A 17,858-nucleotide genomic window follows, 5' to 3' on the forward strand; every position below is an offset into this window, starting at 1 on the left:
GCCGCGCGCCGGCGGCTACATCCAAGGGGCGATCAGCGGGGCGATGGCCACACGGGCGCGCAACCGGCTTGCCAGCAGGTACATCCCCGCGATCTTGCGCTGCAGGAAAAGCGTATTCATCGGCGGCACGGTGTCGAACTCCCGCTCCATCCCAAAGGCAAGGCCGCGATCGCGCAGCCGGGCCGCCAGATTGCTTGCGCCGAAATCAAAGGCGGTCGGCTTGCGCAGCGGCTCCATCGCCATGTCGAACATGTCCAGCATCGTCTCGGCATGGTCGCGACGGGTGTCGGTGGTGATAAAGCCGATGTCGAGGGCCGCCGCGCGCACCGCCTGGCGATCGCCTGCGACGCCCGCCCGCATCAGGGTGCGGTACTGCGCGGCCATCTGCGGGCCGAACGCGCGGGTCGCCCCGAAATCCAGCAGCACGACCTTGCCGGTCTGCGCGTCATAGCGGTAGTTGGCGAAATTCGGGTCCGTCTGCATCAGGTGAAATTCGAAGAGTTCGCGCAACACCAGGTCGATCAGCAGCCGCACGGCGCGGTCGCGCACCTGCTGGGGGGCGGTGTGCAACTCTTCGATCGGCGTTCCCCTGGCGAAGGACATCGCCAGCACGTCGCGCGTGGTCAGACCGGCGTGCAGGCGAGGCACGTGGTAATCGGGCGCGTCCGACAGCAAGCCGCCAAAACGGGCCAGCGCCTGCCCCTCGCGGTCGTAATCCGCCTCCTCGTGCAATTGTCGGCGCGCTTCGTCCAGCAGGGGGCCGATATCCAGCCCGCGCGGCACCATGCCCGACATGCGCAGCAGCGCGCCCACGTTGCGCAGATCGCTGTCGATGCTGCGCCGCACTCCGGGATACTGCACCTTGATCGCGAGGTCCTGACCCTCTGCCGTGGTGGCGCGGTGCACCTGCCCGATGGACGCGGCGGCGATCGGGCGGACATCGAACCGTTCGAACCGTTGCATGAAATCCGGGCCCCAGGCGTGCACCAGGGTCGTCTTGAGTTGCTTTGGCGGCATGAAATGCGCATCCGACCGCAGGTGCGCCAGCATCTCCGCGACGTCAGGCGGCACCAGATCGCCCGCCTCCATCGAAATCAACTGGCCCACTTTCATCGCCGCGCCGCGCATCTGGGCCAGTTCGTTCGTGATCCGCGCCGCGTTGCCCGGCGTCAGCAGCAGGCGGCCCAGATCGGGGCGCTGGCCGCTGGCGATCTGCCGCCCGCCGCTGACCGCCATCGTCCCCAGCACACGCCCCGTCAGGCCGCCAAAGCGCGCCAGCCGCGACAGGCGACCGCGTGGCACGGGCAGGCCGCGTTGTTCGAACGGGGGTTTGGTCATGGGTCTGGCCTTCGGATGCTTAGGCCTGATCTAGGCCGTGCCCGCGCGGTTGCCATGCCCCGCCGCACCAGCGACCGATTGACGCGCGATGGGTCCAAAGCGGCGGCTGGTGCGTTTAAAGGACAAAGGAGTACACGAATGACCGATTTCGACACGCAACCCACCGTCCTGATCGCAGAGGACGACGACACGTTCCGCGACCGATTGGACAGGGCGATGACCAAGCGTGGCTTTGACGTGCGCGCCGTCGCATCGGTGGCCGATGCGGAGCGGGCGATCGCGGGCGATGCGCCGGATTATGCCGTGATCGATCTGCGGCTGGGCGATGGCAGCGGCCTTGATATCGTCGAGGCGCTGCGCCTGCGCAGGCCCGACGCGCGGGCCCTGATCCTGACCGGGTACGGCGATACGCCTACCGCGGTGGCCGCCGTCAAGCTGGGTGCGGTCGATTACCTTGCCAAACCGGCGGCGGCGGATGAAATCATCGCGGCGCTCGAGGCACCGGATGGCCAGCGCCCGGCGCCACCCGAGGATCCCATCCTGCCCGATGACGCGCGCCGCCAGCACATCGAGCACGTCTTTCAGGAGGTGGGCGAGAATGTGTCGCAGGCCGCGCGGTTGCTCAACATGCACCGCCGAACGTTGCAGCGGAACCTCAAGCGCTACAACGCCGACAGGCCGGTCACCGATTGATCGCTGGTCCGCCGCCCGCCGCGGCCTAAGTGCCACTCCAACCCAACAGCGGAGCACACCCCGATGGCCCAGCCAAGCCGCAACAACCTGGATATCTACGACGACGTCGCCGCGCAGTGGTGGTCGGACGATCTGCGATGGGTGCGAACGTTGAAAAACCTCGTGCCGGGGCGGCTGTCGTGGTTCGACCGGCATATCGACTGGGCGGGGTGCGGGGTTCTCGATCTGGGCTGTGCGGGCGGTTTCATGGCCGAAGCGCTGGCGAGGCGCGGCGCGCAGGTGACCGGCATAGATCCCGCGCGGCAGGCGATCGACGCCGCCCGCCGGCACGCGACACACAATGACCTGAGCATTCGCTATGACGTCGGTAGGGGCGAGGAACTGCCCTATGACGACGGCGCGTTCGACGCGGTGGTCTGTGTCGATGTGCTGGAACACGTGCAGGATCTGGATCGCGTGATGGCCGAGATCGCGCGCGTCCTGCGCCCGGACGGCACGTTGCTGTTCGACACGATCAACCGCAACCCCATCGCCCGCCTCGCGACCATCACCGTGGCCGAGGATTTTCTGCGGCTATTGCCCAAGGGCACGCATGATCCGGCGATGTTCATCAAGCCGGCGGAACTGCGCGCCGCCATGCGCACCGCCGGATTGGTGCCGGGCCGCTTTACCGGTCTGGGGCCGCGCGGCATCGACCGGCGTCTGGACCTGACCTTTGGGCAGTTGCCGTTGCAGACCGTGCTCTACATGGGCACCGCCGTGAAAGGGCCCGCCGCATGACGCTGACCCTCGGCCTGCTGGTCACCGCCCTGCTGTTCGGCGGCATGACCCTGTTCGCGTTCGGCTTTGCCGCGGCACTGTTCAAAACGCTGCCTGTCGCGGAGGCCCGCAAGGTGATCCGGGCGTCCTTTCCGCATTTCTATCTGTTCGTCATCGGCGCGTCGGCCTTGGGTGCGCTGCTGTTGCTCTGGCACGATCTGTCGGGCGCGCTGCTGCTCGCGGCCATCGCGGGAACGACGGTCTGGGCACGGCAGGGCCTGATGCCCGCGATCAATGCCGCGACCGATCGCGGCGAGACCGGCCGCTTCAGGCGGTTGCACGGGCTGTCGGTGGGGGTGACGCTGCTGCACATCGTGGCTGCCGGCTACACGCTTGTTCGCCTGATCTGAGCGACATCAGACCGCGCCCGCCTGTTGCAGCGCCGCTATCGCGTCGGGCGCGTATCCCAGTTCGGACAGGATCGCCTGCGTGTGCTGTCCCAGCGACGGCACCGCGTCCATGCGCGGCTCGGTGTCGCCCAGTCCGCCGGGCGGCAGCAGCGCCTGAAACGATCCGGCGGCGCTTTGAACCTCGCGCCAGCGGTCGCGGGCCCGCAATTGCGGATGCGCCCAAAGACCGGCCATGTCGTTCATCCGCGCGTTGGCGATGCCCGCCGCATCCAGCCTCGCGATCACCTCGGCGGCACTCAGCGAGGCGAATGCGCCTTCGATCTGTGTCCGCAGCGCCGCCGCGTTGGCCGCGCGCCGGGCATTCGTATCGAAGCGCGGATCGTTCGAAAGCTGCGGCTGCCGCAGGACCGTGGCGCAGAAGGCCACCCATTCGCGATCGTTCTGCAAGCCCAGCATCACGTCCTGCCCGTCGCCCGCCCGGTAGGGGCCATAGGGGCAGATCGTGGCATGGGCCGCGGCCGCGCGCGCGGGCGGCGGCGCGCCATCATAGGCGTAATACATCGGGTAACCCATCCATTCGGCCATCGCCTCGAGCATCGAGACGTCGATGTTCGTGCCGCGTCCGGTCTGGCCGCGCTGGATCAGGGCGGCGAGGATATTGGAATAGGCGTACATCCCGGCGGCGATGTCGGCGACGGAAATCCCGGCCTTGGCGGGCGCATCGGGGCTGCCGGTGACCGACAGGAACCCCGCCTCGGACTGGATCAGCAGGTCATAGGCCTTTCGATCCTGATCCGGCCCGCCGGTGCCGTAGCCTGAGATGTTGCACACGATCAGCCGGGGGTGATCGGGCGCCAGCGCCTCGTGCCCGAGGCCCATGCGCGCGGCGGCCCCCGGCGCGAGGTTCTGCACAAGCACATCCGCCCGGTCCAACAGCTTTTGCAGAACGGCACGTCCGTCCGCGTGCTTGAGGTCGAGCGTCAGGCTTTCCTTGCTGCGGTTGGTCCAGACGAAATGCGATGCGAGGCCCTGCACCCGGTCGTCATAGCCGCGCGCGAAATCGCCGGTGCCGGGGCGTTCGACCTTGATCACCCGCGCGCCCAGATCGGCCAGTTGACGGGTGGCGAAGGGGGCCGCGATGGCATGTTCCAGCGCGATCACCGTGATCCCGTCCAGGGGGCGCGGGGCGGTCATGCGCCGCGACCGTCGGTCGTGGCGGTGGCCTGCATCGCCAGCGCGCCGTCGTGCCGGCGCACCCAGAGATCGAATGTCCTGCCATCGCCGCGCGGCGCGCCCTGCACCGAGAACTCATGCGTGTCAAAGACCGGGGCGACCGCGCGGAAGTCGAACCCTTCGATCCCCGCGCCCGGATGCTCGCGGCGCAGTAGGTCCAGCATGAGCGTCGCCAGAAGCGGGCCATGCACGACCAGCCCCTCGTAGCCCTCGGTGCCGGTGCAGAAGGGCTGGTCGTAGTGGATGCGGTGGCCATTGAACGTTAGCGCCGAGTAGCGAAACAGCAGCACCGGGTCAGGGGTGACGCTGCGCGAAAAGGCGGCATGGTCGGGCGCGCGGGGTGGCGTCGGCGCGGGCGCGTCCGCTGCGGGCAGCGCGCGGTACACGATGTCGTGCTCCTCCTCGATGCCCTTCACGTCGCCGTCAAAGACCTCGTGCCGCACGGTGACGAAGACCAGTGCGCCGCTGCGCCCGTCCTTGTGATCCACCGACATGACCGTGGATGTCTTGCGCAGGTCCCGCCCGATCCGCATCGGCGCCGACCATGTCAGCCGGCTGCCCGCCCACATCCGCCGGGGCAGCGGCACAGGCGGCAGGAAGCCCCCCAGCGCGGCGTGGCCGTCGTATCCCGCGTCCGCAAGCTTGAAGACGGGCAGGAAATGCAGCCAGTGCCAAAGCGGCGGCAGCACCGAGCCGTCGGCATAGGCCGGATCGTCGCGATCCAGCGTCGCGGCCAGCGCATTGGCGGGGAAGGGGGCGATGCGTTCCCGCACCGTCCGGGCTTTGCCGACCCACGTCTTCAGGTGGTCGATGTCCATTGCCTGCCTACATCTCCACTTCGATCAGGACCGGCCCCGGCGTGGCGAAACCGGCGGCCAGCGCCTCGCTCAGCGCCTCGGCGGTGCTGACCGCGCTGGCCTCGGCGCCCATCGACCGGGCCATGTCGACCCAGTTGATCGCCGGACGGTCGAGCGACAGCATGTCGATGGCGCGCGGGCCCGCGTTGCCGACGCCCACGTTGGTCAATTCACCGCGCAGGATCTGGTAGCTGCGGTTGGCGAAGATCACCATCGTGATATTCAGCGCCTCGCGGGCCATCGTCCAGATCGCCTGCACCGTGTACATCGCGCTGCCATCGCCGGTCAGCGCCAGCACCGGGCGGTCGGGGCAGGCCACGGCGGCCCCCACCGCGGCGGGCAGGCTGTACCCGATGGAGCCGCCGCAATTGTTGAGCCAGGTGTGCGGCGCGGCCCCTGCCGTCGCCGGGCCAAAGGCGCGCCCGGTGGTGATGCTTTCATCGACCACGATGGCGTTTTCGGGGATCATCTGGCCCAGAACGGCGGCGATCGTATCGGCATCGGCCGGGCCGGTGGGGGTTGCGGGCGCATTGCGTTCGGCGACGTGGGCCGGCGGCGTATCGGTCGCGCCCAGCCGTCCGCACAGCGTATCGAGCGTCGCCGTCAGGTCGTCGCCCGCACCGGCCAGCGGCACGATCCGCGCATCGTCGCGGGTCAGCACTGCGGGTTTGCCGGGATAGGCGAAGAACCCGATGGGCGCCCGCGCGCCGACCAGCACGATGCGGTCGAATGCCTCCAGTACCTTGATCGCGATGTCGATCGGATAGGGCACGCGCCCCACGAAGACCCGGCCCGCGCCCCGCTCCATCCGCGCATTGGACCATTCCGACAGAATCGCGCAGCCGGTCCGCGCCGCGATGCGCCCGGCGGTCTCGAGGTTTTCCGCCGTCAGCGCACCGCCGCCCAGCAACAGCAGGCTGCCGGGACCGTCGAGCGCCTCTGCCGCCTTGGCCAGGGCGTCAGCGTCGGGCATGGCCGGGGCAGGCGGCGCTTCGGCAAAGGCGACCGCGCCGCCCTGTGTCCAGGCCGTTTCGCTGGGCAGGATCAGCGTGGCGATCTGCCCCGGTGCGGTGCGCGCGGCCTGCACGGCCTGCGCCGCATCCGCGCCCACGGTCCGGGCCGCGTGCGAGGTCTTGACCCAATGCGAGACCGGGCCCGCGATCCCTTCGATGTCCGAGGTCAGCGGGGCATCGAGCGCGATATGGCTGGGTGCGTGTTCGCCGACGATGTTGACCACGCCAGAGCCGCCCTTTTTGGCGTTGTGCAGGTTGGCCAGCCCGTTTGCCAGCCCCGGGCCAAGGTGCAGCAGCGTCGAGGCCGGCCGCCCCGCCATCCGGTAATAGCCATCCGCCGCCCCCGTTGCCACGCCTTCGAACAGCGTCAGGATCGACCGCATGCCCGGCACATGGTCCAGTGCCGCGACGAAATGCATCTCGGAGGTGCCGGGATTGGTAAAGCAGGTGTCCACCCCGCTGCCCAGCAGCGTGCGCACGAGGCTTTCCGCGCCGTTCATCTCGTCCGTGCCGGCCGGTGCTGCGTGATCTTCTGCCATCGTGGTTCCCTTGTGATTGAGGCGGCTCAGAAGCCGTAGGTCTGTTTCAGTTTCGCCAGGGCCACCAGCGCGTCGTCGCGCCGGGCGGTCAGCGTCGTCTTGTCGGTCTGTGCCAGTTCCGCCTCGACCCCCGCAACCAGTGTTTCGCGCACCTGCGGGCTCAGGCTCGGGGTGCCGAGCGCCTTCCAGCGCGCCTCTTGCGTGGGGCCGAGGTGATCGAGGTAGTGGCGATAGCCGCCCGCGCCGCCACCCAGGTGATAGATCAGATGCGGCCCCATCAAGGCCCACCGCATTCCGGGGCCATAGGCGATGGCGCGGTCGATGTCCGCGACATCGGCAATACCCTCCGCGGCGATGTGCACCGCCTCGCGGTAGAGGGCCGCGGTCAGGCGGTTGGCCAGATGGCCCGGCAGTTCCTTTTTCACCCGGATGGGCACGCGGTGCAGCGCCAGATACATCTGTTCCGCCGTATCCATCGCCGCCTGCGACGTGGCGCGCCCGGCGACCAGTTCGACCATCGGCACCAGATGCGGAGGGTTCATCGGATGGCCCACGAGGATCCGGTCGGGATGACGCGCCCGGGCCTGTATGTCGCTGGCCATCAGCGATGAGGTGCTGGACGCGATGACGACCTGCGCGCCCACCGCGGCCTCGATCCGGGCGACGATGTCATGCTTGACCCCGATCCGGTCGGGGCCGCATTCCTGCACGAAGCCCGCGTCCGCCAGTGCCGACATGTCGGCGGTCACACGGGCCCGGGGCGGGGTGCCGCCGGTGGCGATGTCCAGTGCGCGCAGGTGCTGCCATGCGGCGGCGATGAAATCGCGGGTCTCGGCCTCGGCCTCGGGTCGTGGGTCCACCACGATCACCTCGGCCCCGCAGGCCAGCGCCAGCGCGGCCCAGCTCATCCCGATAAGCCCGCCGCCGACGATCCCGATCACAGGTAGATCGCTCATGCCTCGGCCTTGTCCCAATAGGGCGCGCGCAGCTCTCGCTTGAGGATCTTGCCGATGGAACTGCGCGGCAGCACATCGCGCACCTCGACCCCTGCAAGCCGCTGGCTCTTGCCCAACCGCGCGTTGGCGGCGTCGCGGATCGCGGCGCCATCGCGGGTCGCGCCCGCGCGCAGCACCACGAGGCCCAGCGGCGTCTCGCCCCAATCGTCGGACGGGATACCGATCACGGCGGCGTCGGTCACGTCCGCATCCTCCAGCAACGCCAGTTCAAGATCGTTGGCATAGATGTTGAGCCCGCCGGAAATGATCATGTCCTTCTTGCGGTCCGACAGGATCAGGAATCCGTCGTCGTCGAAGCGGCCCATGTCGCCCGACCGGAAATAGGCCAGCCCGCCCGCGTCGCGCCAGATGGAATCGGCGGTCAGGTCGTCGCGCCCGAAATACCCCGCCATCATCGTCGGGCTGCGGCCGCAAATCTCGCCGACCTCGCCCTGTGCGACTTCCGCACCGTTGCCGTCGATCAGCTTGATCGTGCAGCCCGGTGCGGGCGTGCCCACGGTATGCAGCTTGTCGGGGTGGTCGTCGGCCACCAGAACGGTGACGCCGCCGCCTTCGGTCAGGCCGTAGTATTCCACCAGCTTGCCGGGAAACCGTGCCAGCACGTCCGCCTTGACATCCGCCCTGAGCGGCGCGGAGGTGGAGAATTTCATCCGCATCGCGGACAGATCGAAGCCGTCGAAATCGGGCACCTCCATGATGCGCTTGTACTGCACCGGCACCAGCATCGTGTGGGTGATCCGCTCGGCCTGCGCGATTTCAAGATACCGGCGGGCGTCGAACCTTGGCATCAGGTGCACGGTCGATCCGCCCACCAGCGTCGGCAGGAAGGCGACGATCGTGGTGTTGGAATACAGCGGCGTGGACAACAACGTGCGCGCGTCGCCGTCATAGCCGTTGGCCGCCACCCGGTCCATCTGCGCGGCGCGCATCGCATGGGCGTGGACGATTCCCTTGGGCGTGCCCGTGGTGCCCGAGGAATAGATCAGGTTCGCGGCGTCCGCCATGTCTATGCCGATCATCGGGTCGGTGTCATCGGCGGTGTCGGTCAGTGTCGCGTAATCGGCAAATCCGGGCTGCGTGAAATCGAACGCGACCCTGTGCAGATCAAGCCGGTCCAGGAAGGGGGCGGCGAGATGCGCATGATCCTGCGCCAGGAACAGCGCCTTGGCGCCGCAGTCCAGCAGCATCTTGTGCAGCGCCTCGGGCGAGGCCATCGTCGAGAGCGGCGTGATGCATGCACCTGCGCGCAACGTGCCAAGAAACACCTCGGCGTAGGCGATGCTGTTGGGCGAGAGCACCGCGACCCGGTCGCCGCGTGTCACGCCCAGACCCAGCAGCGCATTGGCCACCCGGTTGAGGCGCGCGTCGAACCGGGCCCAGCTCAGCCTTTGATCGCCGCAAACGATCGCGTCCCGGTCGGGTGTGCGTCCTGCGGCGGCGCGGATCATCTCGACCACGGTCTGCTGCGGGGGATCGTCGGGCATGGGGGGCGATAGCTCGATCATGGGGCGCATTCGGTCCTGTCACGGTGTGCGCGCTATCGTATGGTCCGCGCGCCAGATGGCAAGCGGAATGGCGGCGGGCCAGCAATCGGGGCGCGACCGCGCCGCAAAACGCCCTGCCCCGGCGCGCCGCATGGGCCCGTGGCGGGGCGGCCGCCGCCACGGTGCGGCGGCCTTTGGCGGTGTGCAGGCTCAGGCGTCCTGCGCGGCCAGGGCACCCACGGTCACGTCGATCGTGACGGTCTCGCCCTTGCGCAGAACCTCGACGGATGCGGTTTCATCGGGTGCGGTTCCGGCCACGGCCAGCGTCAGGTCGCGCAGCTCGGTGATTTCGGTCTTGCCGAATTTCAGCACGATGTCGCCGGTTTGAAGGCCGGCCCGGTCGGCGGGGCTGTCTTGTGTCACTGCCTCGATCATGGCCCCCTTGGGAGCGTCATAGCCTAGCACGTCGGCGATGTCCTGCGACATCGGCTTGATCTGCACGCCCAGCCAGCCACGGGTGATGGTGCCGTCGTCGCCAAGATCCGCGACGATGGTCTGCACCAGATCGGATGGCACGGCAAAGCCGATTCCGACCGATCCCCCGCCGGGAGAAATGATCGCGGTGTTCACGCCGATCACCTCGCCCGCGTTGTTGAAGAGCGGCCCGCCGGAGTTGCCCCGGTTGATCGCGGCATCTGTCTGGATGAAGTCGTCGTAGGGACCCGCGTTGATGTTGCGCGACATGGCCGACACGATGCCCGATGTCACCGTGCCGCCCAGGCCGAAGGGGTTGCCCACGGCCACGACCTCGTCGCCGACGCGAAGGCCGGCGGAGGAGCCGAAGCGCACGGCAGGCAGATCGACATCCGCGTCGATCTTGAGCAGGGCGATATCGGTCATCGGGTCACTGCCCACGACCGAGGCGTCAAAGCTGCGCCCGTCGGCCAGCTTGACCGTGACGGTCTGCGCGCCGTCCACGACGTGGGAATTGGTCACGATCCGCCCGTCGGGCGACACGATGAAGCCGGATCCCAGGCCCTGACGCGGCGCGCCCTGCTGGCCGTCGGGCATCATGTCGCGAAACTGGCGCTTCAGCGCGTCGGGCATGCCCTTGGGTAACCGGCGTTCGAAATCGGCGGGCGATGCCTTGGCCGTGACCTCGATGAACACGACGCTGGGCGAAACCTGCTCGACCAGATCGGCATAGCCGCCCGCCGGAACGGCCAGTGCCGCGGTGGGGGCCATCGCGGTCAGGCCGGTGGTGCCGAGGGCCGCGGCCAGCGCCAGCGCCGCGGCGCGGGAGGTTTTGGAAAGACTGTGTGTCATGTTGCATGCTCCATGCGGGTTTGTGGATTGCGATGGCAGGTATATGGGGCACGGCCCTCACAGGGGCGTCACGGCGGCTATACAATTATGTAAGGTTCGCAGGCGGGGCTGGACGGTGGCCCATACGGCGGCGATAGGCAATGCGCCGGACCGTGATGCCCTTGCGCAAGAGCGTGTGCGGGCACACCTATGACCCAACCGCGCCGAACCGCCCGATCAGGACCGCACCGATGAAACTGCTCGTAGTCGAAGACGACCCCACCACAGGCGATTACATCGCGCGCGGCCTGCGTGAGGAAGGCAATGCCGTCGATCTTGTGGCCGACGGCAAGGACGGTCTGATCCAGGCGACCTCGGGACAGTACGACGTGCTGATCGTGGACCGGATGATGCCGGGTCTGGATGGTCTGAGCCTGGTCAAGGCGCTGCGCGGCGCGGGCAACCAGACGCCGGTGCTGTTTCTGACTTCGCTGGGGTCGGTCGAGGACCGGATCGGCGGGCTGAACGCGGGGGGCGACGACTACCTTGTCAAACCTTTCGCCTTTGGCGAGTTGTCGGCGCGGGTTGCCGCGCTGGGTCGCCGTCAGCCCCCCGCCGAGCAGGAGACGGTGCTGCGGGCGGGCGCGCTCGAAATGGATCTGCTGGCGCGCCGCGTCACCCGCGAGGGCCGAGACATCGACCTTTTGCCGCGCGAGTTCGCGATCCTCGAACATCTGTTGCGCCGCAAGGGGCGGGTCCAGACCCGGACCATGCTGCTGGAGGACGTCTGGGGCATCAGCTTCGATCCAATGACCAACGTGGTCGAGACGCATATCAGCCGGCTGCGCGCCAAGGTCGACAAACCCTTTGACGGCGATCTGATCAAGACGGTGCGTGGCGCGGGCTACAGGATCGACGCATGAGGCGGGGCGGCGGCGTCCTGCGGTCCATGCCGCTGCGTCTGACGCTGGGACTGGTCGCCTTGTTCACGACCGTCAGCCTGATCAGCCTTGCGGCCACGTATGTCGTCACGCAGGCGTCTTTCGATCAGGCGTTGCGCGATGATCTGAAACAGGACATGGCAGGCTTTCGTGCGGCGCCGAATGCCGCCGCCCTTGCGGCGCTGGTCAAGGCCGAGGCGCGCGAAACCGACCCCGACCGCATGGTGCTGAGCTATTTCGCGCCCAACCGGCGGCATTACGGCAACGCGGTCATCGCCCGCGACAGCGACGGCTACCGCATCGTGACGCCCGACCAGACGGAAGCGCGGACAGGGGGGGCCTATCTTGCGCTCACCTCGTCCGAATTCGGCGGGCAACTGACCATCGCGCGCAGCCGGGCCGAGATCGACGCCCTGCGCGGCGTGTTCCTGAATATCCTCGCCCTTAGCCTTTTGCCGACGGTGCTGATCGCTTTGTCGGGCGGGCTCTACCTTGCGCGGCGCGGCGCGACGCATGTTCGCGTGGTCAGCCGCGCGCTGGACCGGCTGACCACCGGCGACCTGGCCGCGCGGGTCGGACCGGTCGTGGGATGGTCCGACGACCTGGCGCAGATCGGCGGCAAGATCGACCAGATGGCGCAGGCGCAGGAACGGTCGGTCGCGGCGATCAAGCAGGTCTCGTCGGACATCGCGCACGACCTCAAGACCCCGATCCAGCGCGTCGCCGTGCATCTGGACGACCTGTCGCGCAGCAAGACCCTCGCGCCCGCGGTCGGCAGCCGCATCGACAAGGCCCGCACGGAGCTGGAGGGCGTGGCGTCGGTATTTCGGTCGCTGTTGCAGATCGCGCAGATCGAAACCGGATCGCCGGCGGCGCGCTTTGCCCCGCTCGACCTGCGCGACGTGGCGTCAAGATGTGCCGAACTGTACGAGCCGACCGCCAGCGACAGCGGTCACGGCCTGCACATCGATCTGGGGCCCGCCGGGGCCGTGCCAGCGACCGTCACGGGGGACCGCGATCTGCTGATGCAACTGTTGGCCAACCTGATCGAAAACGCGTTGCGCCACACGCCGCCGGGAACTAACATTCACCTGTCGCTGACGGCGGCATCCGGTTCTGTGGTGCTTTGCGTGCGCGACACAGGCCCCGGCATTCCCGCGGCCGACCGCAACAAGGTGCTGCAACGTCTCTACCGTCTGGATCGCAGCCGCCGAACCCCCGGCAATGGTCTTGGGCTGAGCTTCGTATCGGTGGTCGCGCGGCTGCATGACGCGGACCTGTCGCTGACCGATGCCGCACCCGGACTGTGCGTGTGTCTGACCTTCGCGGCGTACGCGGGCCAAGACAGCGGCGGTTGAGACGGCTCTGTCCGCCCCCGCCCGCGGAGGGCGCGCGCAGGCCAGGTGTCAGGGCCCTGTCACGTATTCCCGACGGGGGCGCCTGTCACGATCCGTTCGCGGCAAGGATTTCCAGCTTTGCAGGGTCGAGCAGATGGATGCACCCGCGCGCCTGTTCGATCCAGCCGCGCCGCTGGAATTCCTGCAATTGGCGCGAGATCACCTCGCGCGCGGTGCCCAGTTCGAGCGACAGCTTCTGATGCGTGGTGGCGACCGTGTTGCGATCGTCCGACAGCTTGATCAGCTTGTCGGCCAGACGCACGTCGATCCGTTGAAACGCGACTTCGTCGATCATCAGGAACAGGTCGGTGATCCGTTTTGAGAACGCTGCAAAGACAAAGTCGCGAAAGGATTTCGACTGCGCCACCAGATCGTCGAATACGGTGCGCGGCACGGCGGCGGCGCGCACGTCTGTCTCGGCAATGCCTTCGGCGGCGTAGTCCTCATAGGCCAGAAGGCAGGCGGTGGTCAGCACGCAGCTTTGACCGGCGTGGATGCGGTAGAGCACGATTTCCCGCCCGGAGTTGGACACCTGCTGCACCCGGACCGTGCCGTCCAGCAGAAAGAGCATGTTTTCAGGCGACTTGCCCGGACCGAAGATCGTCACGCCGCTGGGCACGTTCACGATAGTGCTGCGGTCGAAAAGCAGTTGCTTGGTGGCGGTCTCCAGCCGGGCGAGGCCGGGAAACCGATCTACCCATTGGTCGCCTTGCGTCGCGCCGGTCATGACGAGGCCCGCGTGCAGGTCACGCACCGCACCGTAGCCCCGGCCGCCTGAGCCATGCGCGCCACATCGTCCGCACCCTTGATGATACGCGCCGCGCCTGCGGCACGCTGCACGTCACGCAGCGCAGAATGGGTAAGGGCCGTCACTGTCATGGAGGATCCTGTTAGCCTGATGAACGCTATATCGGAACTGCGGCGCGCACAATCGACCCCCGATCATCCGATCAGGGTCGAAACAACCAGACACCGGGTAGACGGGGACTGCGCGCTTGCGGACAATCGGCGCTTGCGACAGGGCAGGCGTTTGTCCGATTGGAAGTGTTGAGGGCGGCGAATTCTTGCAACGCCGTCGCCATGCAGCGGCGCCCGTGCGGGGCGTCTGGCGACGGCGGCTCGCCCCTTGGTCACGGGCAGGTCTTAGCTGCTCTGGTCTGCGGGCTGCTCGGCGGCGGGCGCGGTGGTCCGTGCCTCTTCGATCAGGGCTTCGAGCTTGTCCTTGCCCTTGCCCGGAACACGGGCATCGAGGATCGCGTCCGCGTTGCCGAGGTCATCACCGACAACCACCAGCGCGACCATCCCGAGCGCCTGGTGCGGCAGGCACACCACGGCGGTCAGTCCGGGTTCGGTGACCGTGTATTCCACGGCGGCGTTCATCTTGCCCTTGAACGCCTCCTGCCCGTCGGGCAGCGCGCCTTTGACGGACTGCGCATTGTGCGACTTGTCCGTGGGCACGAACCGGATGACATCGCCGACTTCGGCGCGGATCAGTTCCTGACCGAACACCATCCGGTCGCCCGCTTCGTTCTTGTTGAGCATCTCGATCTCGATCGTGTCGGCCAGCGCCGCGAAGGAGGACCCGATCAGCAGGGTGGATGCCAGCAAAATCTTACGCATTGTGATTTCTCCGTTATTTGATTTCGTCTGGGGGTGAGGTAGTCAGCGGACCGCAACCTGCACCTCACGATCCCGAGATCGCGACAGTCTGGCGCAGTGTTCCGGCAGGCGGGCCGACCGCGGGGCAGGGGCTGGCGGGTCGGCGGCGTGGCCGGACCGCCGTCGCGGATGTGAAAACCGTGCACAGGGCCACGCGCCGTTTGAAACGTGGATTTACGCGGGCCGCGCATCGTATACACTCGTGGCAAGGTTTCTTGGTGGCATTGCCCCGCAACTGTTGTGATACTGACCCAAGAGAGGTCGATCACGACGGCCGCTATCGGAAACACTTGAAAAAACGTGCAACGAAAACGGGAGAACACCAATGTACCTTCGAAATACCCTGTCCGTGCTGGCCATGCTGTCGGCGGGCGCCGCCTTTGCCGATTGTGACAAGGTCACCTTCTCCGACGTGGGCTGGACCGACATCACCGCGACGACGGCGGCGACGACCGTTGTCCTCGAGGCGCTGGGCTATGAGACGGAAGTGGAAGTGCTGTCTGTTCCCGTCACCTACATTTCGCTGGCCGAGGGCAACGTCGATGTCTTCCTCGGCAACTGGATGCCGACGATGGAGGCCGACATCGCCCCCTACCGCGAGGCCGGCACCGTCGAGACCGTGCGCACCAACCTGACGGGCGCCAAGTACACGCTGGCCACCAACGCGGCCGGAGCGGCGCTTGGCCTCGACAGCTTCGAGGCGATCGCCGCGAACGCGGAGGCGCTTGACGGTCAGATCTTCGGCATAGAAGCGGGCAACGACGGCAACCGCCTGATCCAGGACATGATCGACGCCGACGCCTTCGGCCTGTCGGGCTTCGAGCTGGTCGAAAGCTCCGAACAGGGGATGCTGGCGCAGGTGGATCGCCTGAGCAAGCGCGACCAGCCCATCGTGTTCCTTGGCTGGGAGCCGCACCCGATGAACGCCAAGTTCGACATGACCTACCTCGAGGGGGGCGACGACTGGTTCGGTCCGAACCTGGGCGGCGCGGAAGTGGCGACCAATGTCACGGCCGGCTACGTCGAGGAATGCCCCAACGTGGGCAAACTGCTTCAGAACCTCGAATTTTCGCTGTCGATGGAAAACGAGATCATGGGCGCCATCCTGAACGACGGCGCCGACCCGCGCGACGCGGCAACCGCGTGGCTTTCGGCCAATCCCGATGCGATCATGGGCTGGCTCGACGGTGTGACCACAAAGGACGGCGGCGACGCGCCCGCCGCGGTGAAAGCCTCCTTGGGTCTTTGACCCCGCCTGCATGCAGGTCCCGCCGACCGGGCGGGGCCTGCGTTTGAATTGACACAGCGCGCATGGCGGATGGCCGATTGCGGGCTTGAACGGAAGGCCGGGCAACATGGAGCCTTTTTTGCGCCTCGAATGGCTCAAGGACTATAAATTTCCGATCGACGACGGGGCCGAACTGGTCTTTGACTGGCTGGAACGGAACATGGTTTGGTTCTTTGACGGGCTGGCCTATCTGCTCGAGGCGATGACCGACGGAATCCTCTGGACCTTCGAGACGATCCCGGCCCTCCTGCTGATCCTCGGTTTCGTCGGCGTGACGTGGATGCTGCAGAAAAACTGGAAGATCTGTCTTCTGGTCGCGCTCGGGTTCCTGTTCATCCTCAATCAGGATTACTGGGAAGAAACGATCGAGACGCTGACGCTGGTCCTGTCGGCCTGCATGGTGTGCATGGCTGCGGGCGTGCCCATCGGTATCGCGATGGCGCACCGGCCCCGGCTTTATGCCTGGGTCCTCCCGATCCTCGACATCATGCAGACGCTGCCGACCTTCGTCTATCTGATCCCCGCCATCGTGTTTTTCGGTCTTGGCGAGGTGCCGGGGCTGGTCGCGACCGTCATCTTCGTGCTGCCCGCGCCCATTCGCCTGACGCATCTGGGCGTGTCGAACACACCCACCGCGCTGGTCGAGGCGGCCGAGGCCTTTGGCGCCACAAAGCGGCAATTGCTTTGGAAAGTCGAACTGCCTTCTGCCTTTCCGCAGATCATGGCGGGTCTGAACCAGACGATCATGCTGTCGCTGTCGATGGTCGTGATTTCGGCGCTTGTGGGCGCCAACGGTCTTGGCAAGCCGGTGGTCAACGCGCTGAACCGCGTGGACAAGGGGCTGGGTTTTGAAAGCGGGCTGGTGATCGTGGTGGTGGCCATCATCCTTGACCGGATGTTGCGGGTGAACCGGACATGAGCGCGGTCGTTTTCGATAACGTATCCATCGTCTTCGGCCAAAAGCCGCAAGCGGCGCTGCCGCTGATGGACGCGGGCCAGAACCGTCCCGAGATCAACGAGGCGACAGGGCAGGTGCTGGGCGTGCACAACTGCTCGCTGACGGTGGAAGAGGGTGAGATCCTTGTTCTCATGGGGCTGTCGGGATCGGGCAAGTCGACGCTGCTGCGCGCGGTCAACGGGCTGAACCCGGTGGTTCGGGGCGATGTGCGGATCAAGGGCCCCGACGGGATGGTCTCGGTCACGCAGGCCAACGCCAAGACCCTGCGCGCCATCCGGCTCAGCCACGTGGCGATGGTGTTTCAGCAATTCGGGTTGCTGCCGTGGCGCACGGTGCGCGACAACGTGGGGCTGGGGCTTGAACTGGGCGGCATGCCGGCCCGGCACCGCATCGCCCGTGTGGATGAGGAACTCGCGCTTGTCGGGCTGGCCGATCGCGCCGATGCGCTTGTGGGCGAGTTGTCGGGCGGGATGCAGCAGCGTGTCGGCCTTGCGCGCGCCTTTGCCACCGACGCGCCGATCCTTTTGATGGACGAGCCGTTTTCGGCGCTGGACCCGCTGATCCGCAGCCGCTTGCAGGACGAGCTTCTTGATCTGCAGGCCAAGCGCAACCGCACGATCATCTTTGTCAGTCACGATCTCGACGAGGCTTTCAAGATCGGCAACCGCATCGCCATCATGGAAGGCGGGCGGATCGTTCAATGCGGCACCCCGCGCGACATCTTCACACATCCCGCGAATGAATATGTCGCGGAATTCGTGGCGCATATGAACCCTCTGGGCGTGCTGACGGCGCGCGATGTCATGGAGCAGGGCAACTGTGCCGGCCCCGCCATCGACGTGGAAACCCCGGTCCGCGACATCCTGCAGCAGATACAGTCAAACGACGCGCTGCTGGTCGAGGAGAACGGCGCACCCGTGGGCCAGGTGTCGCGCGAAAGCCTGCTGCGGCGCATTGCCGAGTGACGC

Annotated in this window: 18 protein-coding genes; 8 read left to right on the forward strand and 10 right to left on the reverse strand. The window is 67.1% G+C overall.

Annotated features, from left to right (window positions below; all coding sequences use genetic code 11):
• Positions 1–15: 15 nt before the first annotated feature.
• Complete coding sequence (locus FDT80_RS15620; RefSeq protein WP_138663240.1) at positions 16–1,338, reverse strand: ABC1 kinase family protein; 1,323 nt, start codon at positions 1,336–1,338, stop codon at positions 16–18.
• A 138-nt stretch (positions 1,339–1,476) separates the two neighbouring features.
• On the opposite strand from FDT80_RS15620, the gene FDT80_RS15625 reads away from it, so the two are divergent.
• The 3 genes from FDT80_RS15625 to FDT80_RS15635 all read left to right on the forward strand — a co-directional run bounded on the left by FDT80_RS15625 (position 1,477) and on the right by FDT80_RS15635 (position 3,200).
• Positions 1,477–2,031, forward strand: coding sequence for a response regulator transcription factor (locus tag FDT80_RS15625; protein ID WP_138663241.1), 555 nt, complete (start codon positions 1,477–1,479; stop codon positions 2,029–2,031).
• Between the two features lie 63 nt (positions 2,032–2,094).
• Positions 2,095–2,811, forward strand: a complete 717-nt coding sequence (gene ubiG / locus FDT80_RS15630) for a bifunctional 2-polyprenyl-6-hydroxyphenol methylase/3-demethylubiquinol 3-O-methyltransferase UbiG (RefSeq protein ID WP_138663242.1) — start codon at positions 2,095–2,097, stop codon at positions 2,809–2,811.
• Positions 2,808–3,200, forward strand: coding sequence for a DUF4149 domain-containing protein (locus FDT80_RS15635; RefSeq protein WP_138663243.1), 393 nt, complete (start codon positions 2,808–2,810; stop codon positions 3,198–3,200). The genes ubiG and FDT80_RS15635 overlap by 4 nt, the downstream gene beginning before the upstream one ends.
• A gap of 6 nt (positions 3,201–3,206) precedes the next feature.
• On the opposite strand, the gene FDT80_RS15640 is transcribed toward FDT80_RS15635, so the two are convergent.
• From FDT80_RS15640 to FDT80_RS15665, 6 genes are all read right to left on the reverse strand, one after another.
• Entirely contained in the window at positions 3,207–4,394 is a 1,188-nt protein-coding gene (locus tag FDT80_RS15640) for a CaiB/BaiF CoA transferase family protein (RefSeq protein ID WP_138663244.1), read from the reverse strand.
• The gene (locus FDT80_RS15645) at positions 4,391–5,251 is read right to left on the reverse strand and encodes an HTD2 family dehydratase (protein WP_138663245.1); all 861 of its coding nucleotides are present in this window, start codon (positions 5,249–5,251) and stop codon (positions 4,391–4,393) included. Before FDT80_RS15645 ends, FDT80_RS15640 begins: the two co-directional genes overlap by 4 nt.
• A 7-nt stretch (positions 5,252–5,258) precedes the next feature.
• Positions 5,259–6,842: an acetolactate synthase large subunit gene (locus FDT80_RS15650; RefSeq protein ID WP_246039980.1), complete on the reverse strand. Its 1,584-nt coding sequence runs from the start codon at positions 6,840–6,842 to the stop codon at positions 5,259–5,261.
• A 26-nt stretch (positions 6,843–6,868) separates the two neighbouring features.
• Positions 6,869–7,798, reverse strand: a complete 930-nt coding sequence (locus FDT80_RS15655; RefSeq protein ID WP_138663246.1) for a 3-hydroxyacyl-CoA dehydrogenase NAD-binding domain-containing protein — start codon at positions 7,796–7,798, stop codon at positions 6,869–6,871.
• On the reverse strand, positions 7,795–9,363 hold the full coding sequence (locus FDT80_RS15660; protein ID WP_138663247.1) for a class I adenylate-forming enzyme family protein: 1,569 nt from the start codon (positions 9,361–9,363) through the stop codon (positions 7,795–7,797). Before FDT80_RS15660 ends, FDT80_RS15655 begins: the two co-directional genes overlap by 4 nt.
• 189 nt (positions 9,364–9,552) lie before the next feature.
• The gene (locus FDT80_RS15665; protein ID WP_138663248.1) at positions 9,553–10,668 is read right to left on the reverse strand and encodes a Do family serine endopeptidase; all 1,116 of its coding nucleotides are present in this window, start codon (positions 10,666–10,668) and stop codon (positions 9,553–9,555) included.
• A gap of 230 nt (positions 10,669–10,898) precedes the next feature.
• Here FDT80_RS15665 and FDT80_RS15670 point away from each other — a divergent pair, with 230 nt between their 5' ends.
• Entirely contained in the window at positions 10,899–11,570 is a 672-nt protein-coding gene (locus FDT80_RS15670; protein WP_138663249.1) for a winged helix-turn-helix domain-containing protein, read from the forward strand.
• Entirely contained in the window at positions 11,567–12,946 is a 1,380-nt protein-coding gene (locus FDT80_RS15675) for a sensor histidine kinase (RefSeq protein ID WP_138663250.1), read from the forward strand. Before FDT80_RS15670 ends, FDT80_RS15675 begins: the two co-directional genes overlap by 4 nt.
• An 85-nt stretch (positions 12,947–13,031) precedes the next feature.
• Here FDT80_RS15675 and FDT80_RS15680 read toward each other — a convergent pair whose 3' ends face one another.
• The 3 genes from FDT80_RS15680 to FDT80_RS15685 form a co-directional block, all read right to left on the reverse strand.
• Complete coding sequence (locus FDT80_RS15680) at positions 13,032–13,712, reverse strand: Crp/Fnr family transcriptional regulator (RefSeq protein ID WP_138663251.1); 681 nt, start codon at positions 13,710–13,712, stop codon at positions 13,032–13,034.
• Positions 13,709–13,864, reverse strand: coding sequence for a hypothetical protein (locus FDT80_RS18920; RefSeq protein ID WP_170311894.1), 156 nt, complete (start codon positions 13,862–13,864; stop codon positions 13,709–13,711). The genes FDT80_RS15680 and FDT80_RS18920 overlap by 4 nt, the downstream gene beginning before the upstream one ends.
• A gap of 264 nt (positions 13,865–14,128) precedes the next feature.
• Positions 14,129–14,605 (reverse strand): pseudoazurin, encoded by a 477-nt coding sequence (locus FDT80_RS15685; protein WP_138663252.1) that lies wholly within the window; start codon positions 14,603–14,605, stop codon positions 14,129–14,131.
• A gap of 364 nt (positions 14,606–14,969) precedes the next feature.
• On the opposite strand from FDT80_RS15685, the gene choX reads away from it, so the two are divergent.
• The 3 genes from choX to choV all read left to right on the forward strand — a co-directional run bounded on the left by choX (position 14,970) and on the right by choV (position 17,855).
• Positions 14,970–15,893: a choline ABC transporter substrate-binding protein gene (gene choX, locus FDT80_RS15690; protein WP_138663253.1), complete on the forward strand. Its 924-nt coding sequence runs from the start codon at positions 14,970–14,972 to the stop codon at positions 15,891–15,893.
• Between the two features lie 106 nt (positions 15,894–15,999).
• Entirely contained in the window at positions 16,000–16,851 is an 852-nt protein-coding gene (gene choW / locus FDT80_RS15695; RefSeq protein WP_138663254.1) for a choline ABC transporter permease subunit, read from the forward strand.
• Entirely contained in the window at positions 16,848–17,855 is a 1,008-nt protein-coding gene (gene choV / locus FDT80_RS15700) for a choline ABC transporter ATP-binding protein (RefSeq protein ID WP_138663255.1), read from the forward strand. The genes choW and choV overlap by 4 nt, the downstream gene beginning before the upstream one ends.
• Positions 17,856–17,858: the final 3 nt, after the last annotated feature.

It is taken from the genome of Sulfitobacter sabulilitoris (genome assembly GCF_005887615.1).
In the GTDB taxonomy this organism is placed as follows: domain Bacteria; phylum Pseudomonadota; class Alphaproteobacteria; order Rhodobacterales; family Rhodobacteraceae; genus Sulfitobacter_E; species Sulfitobacter_E sabulilitoris.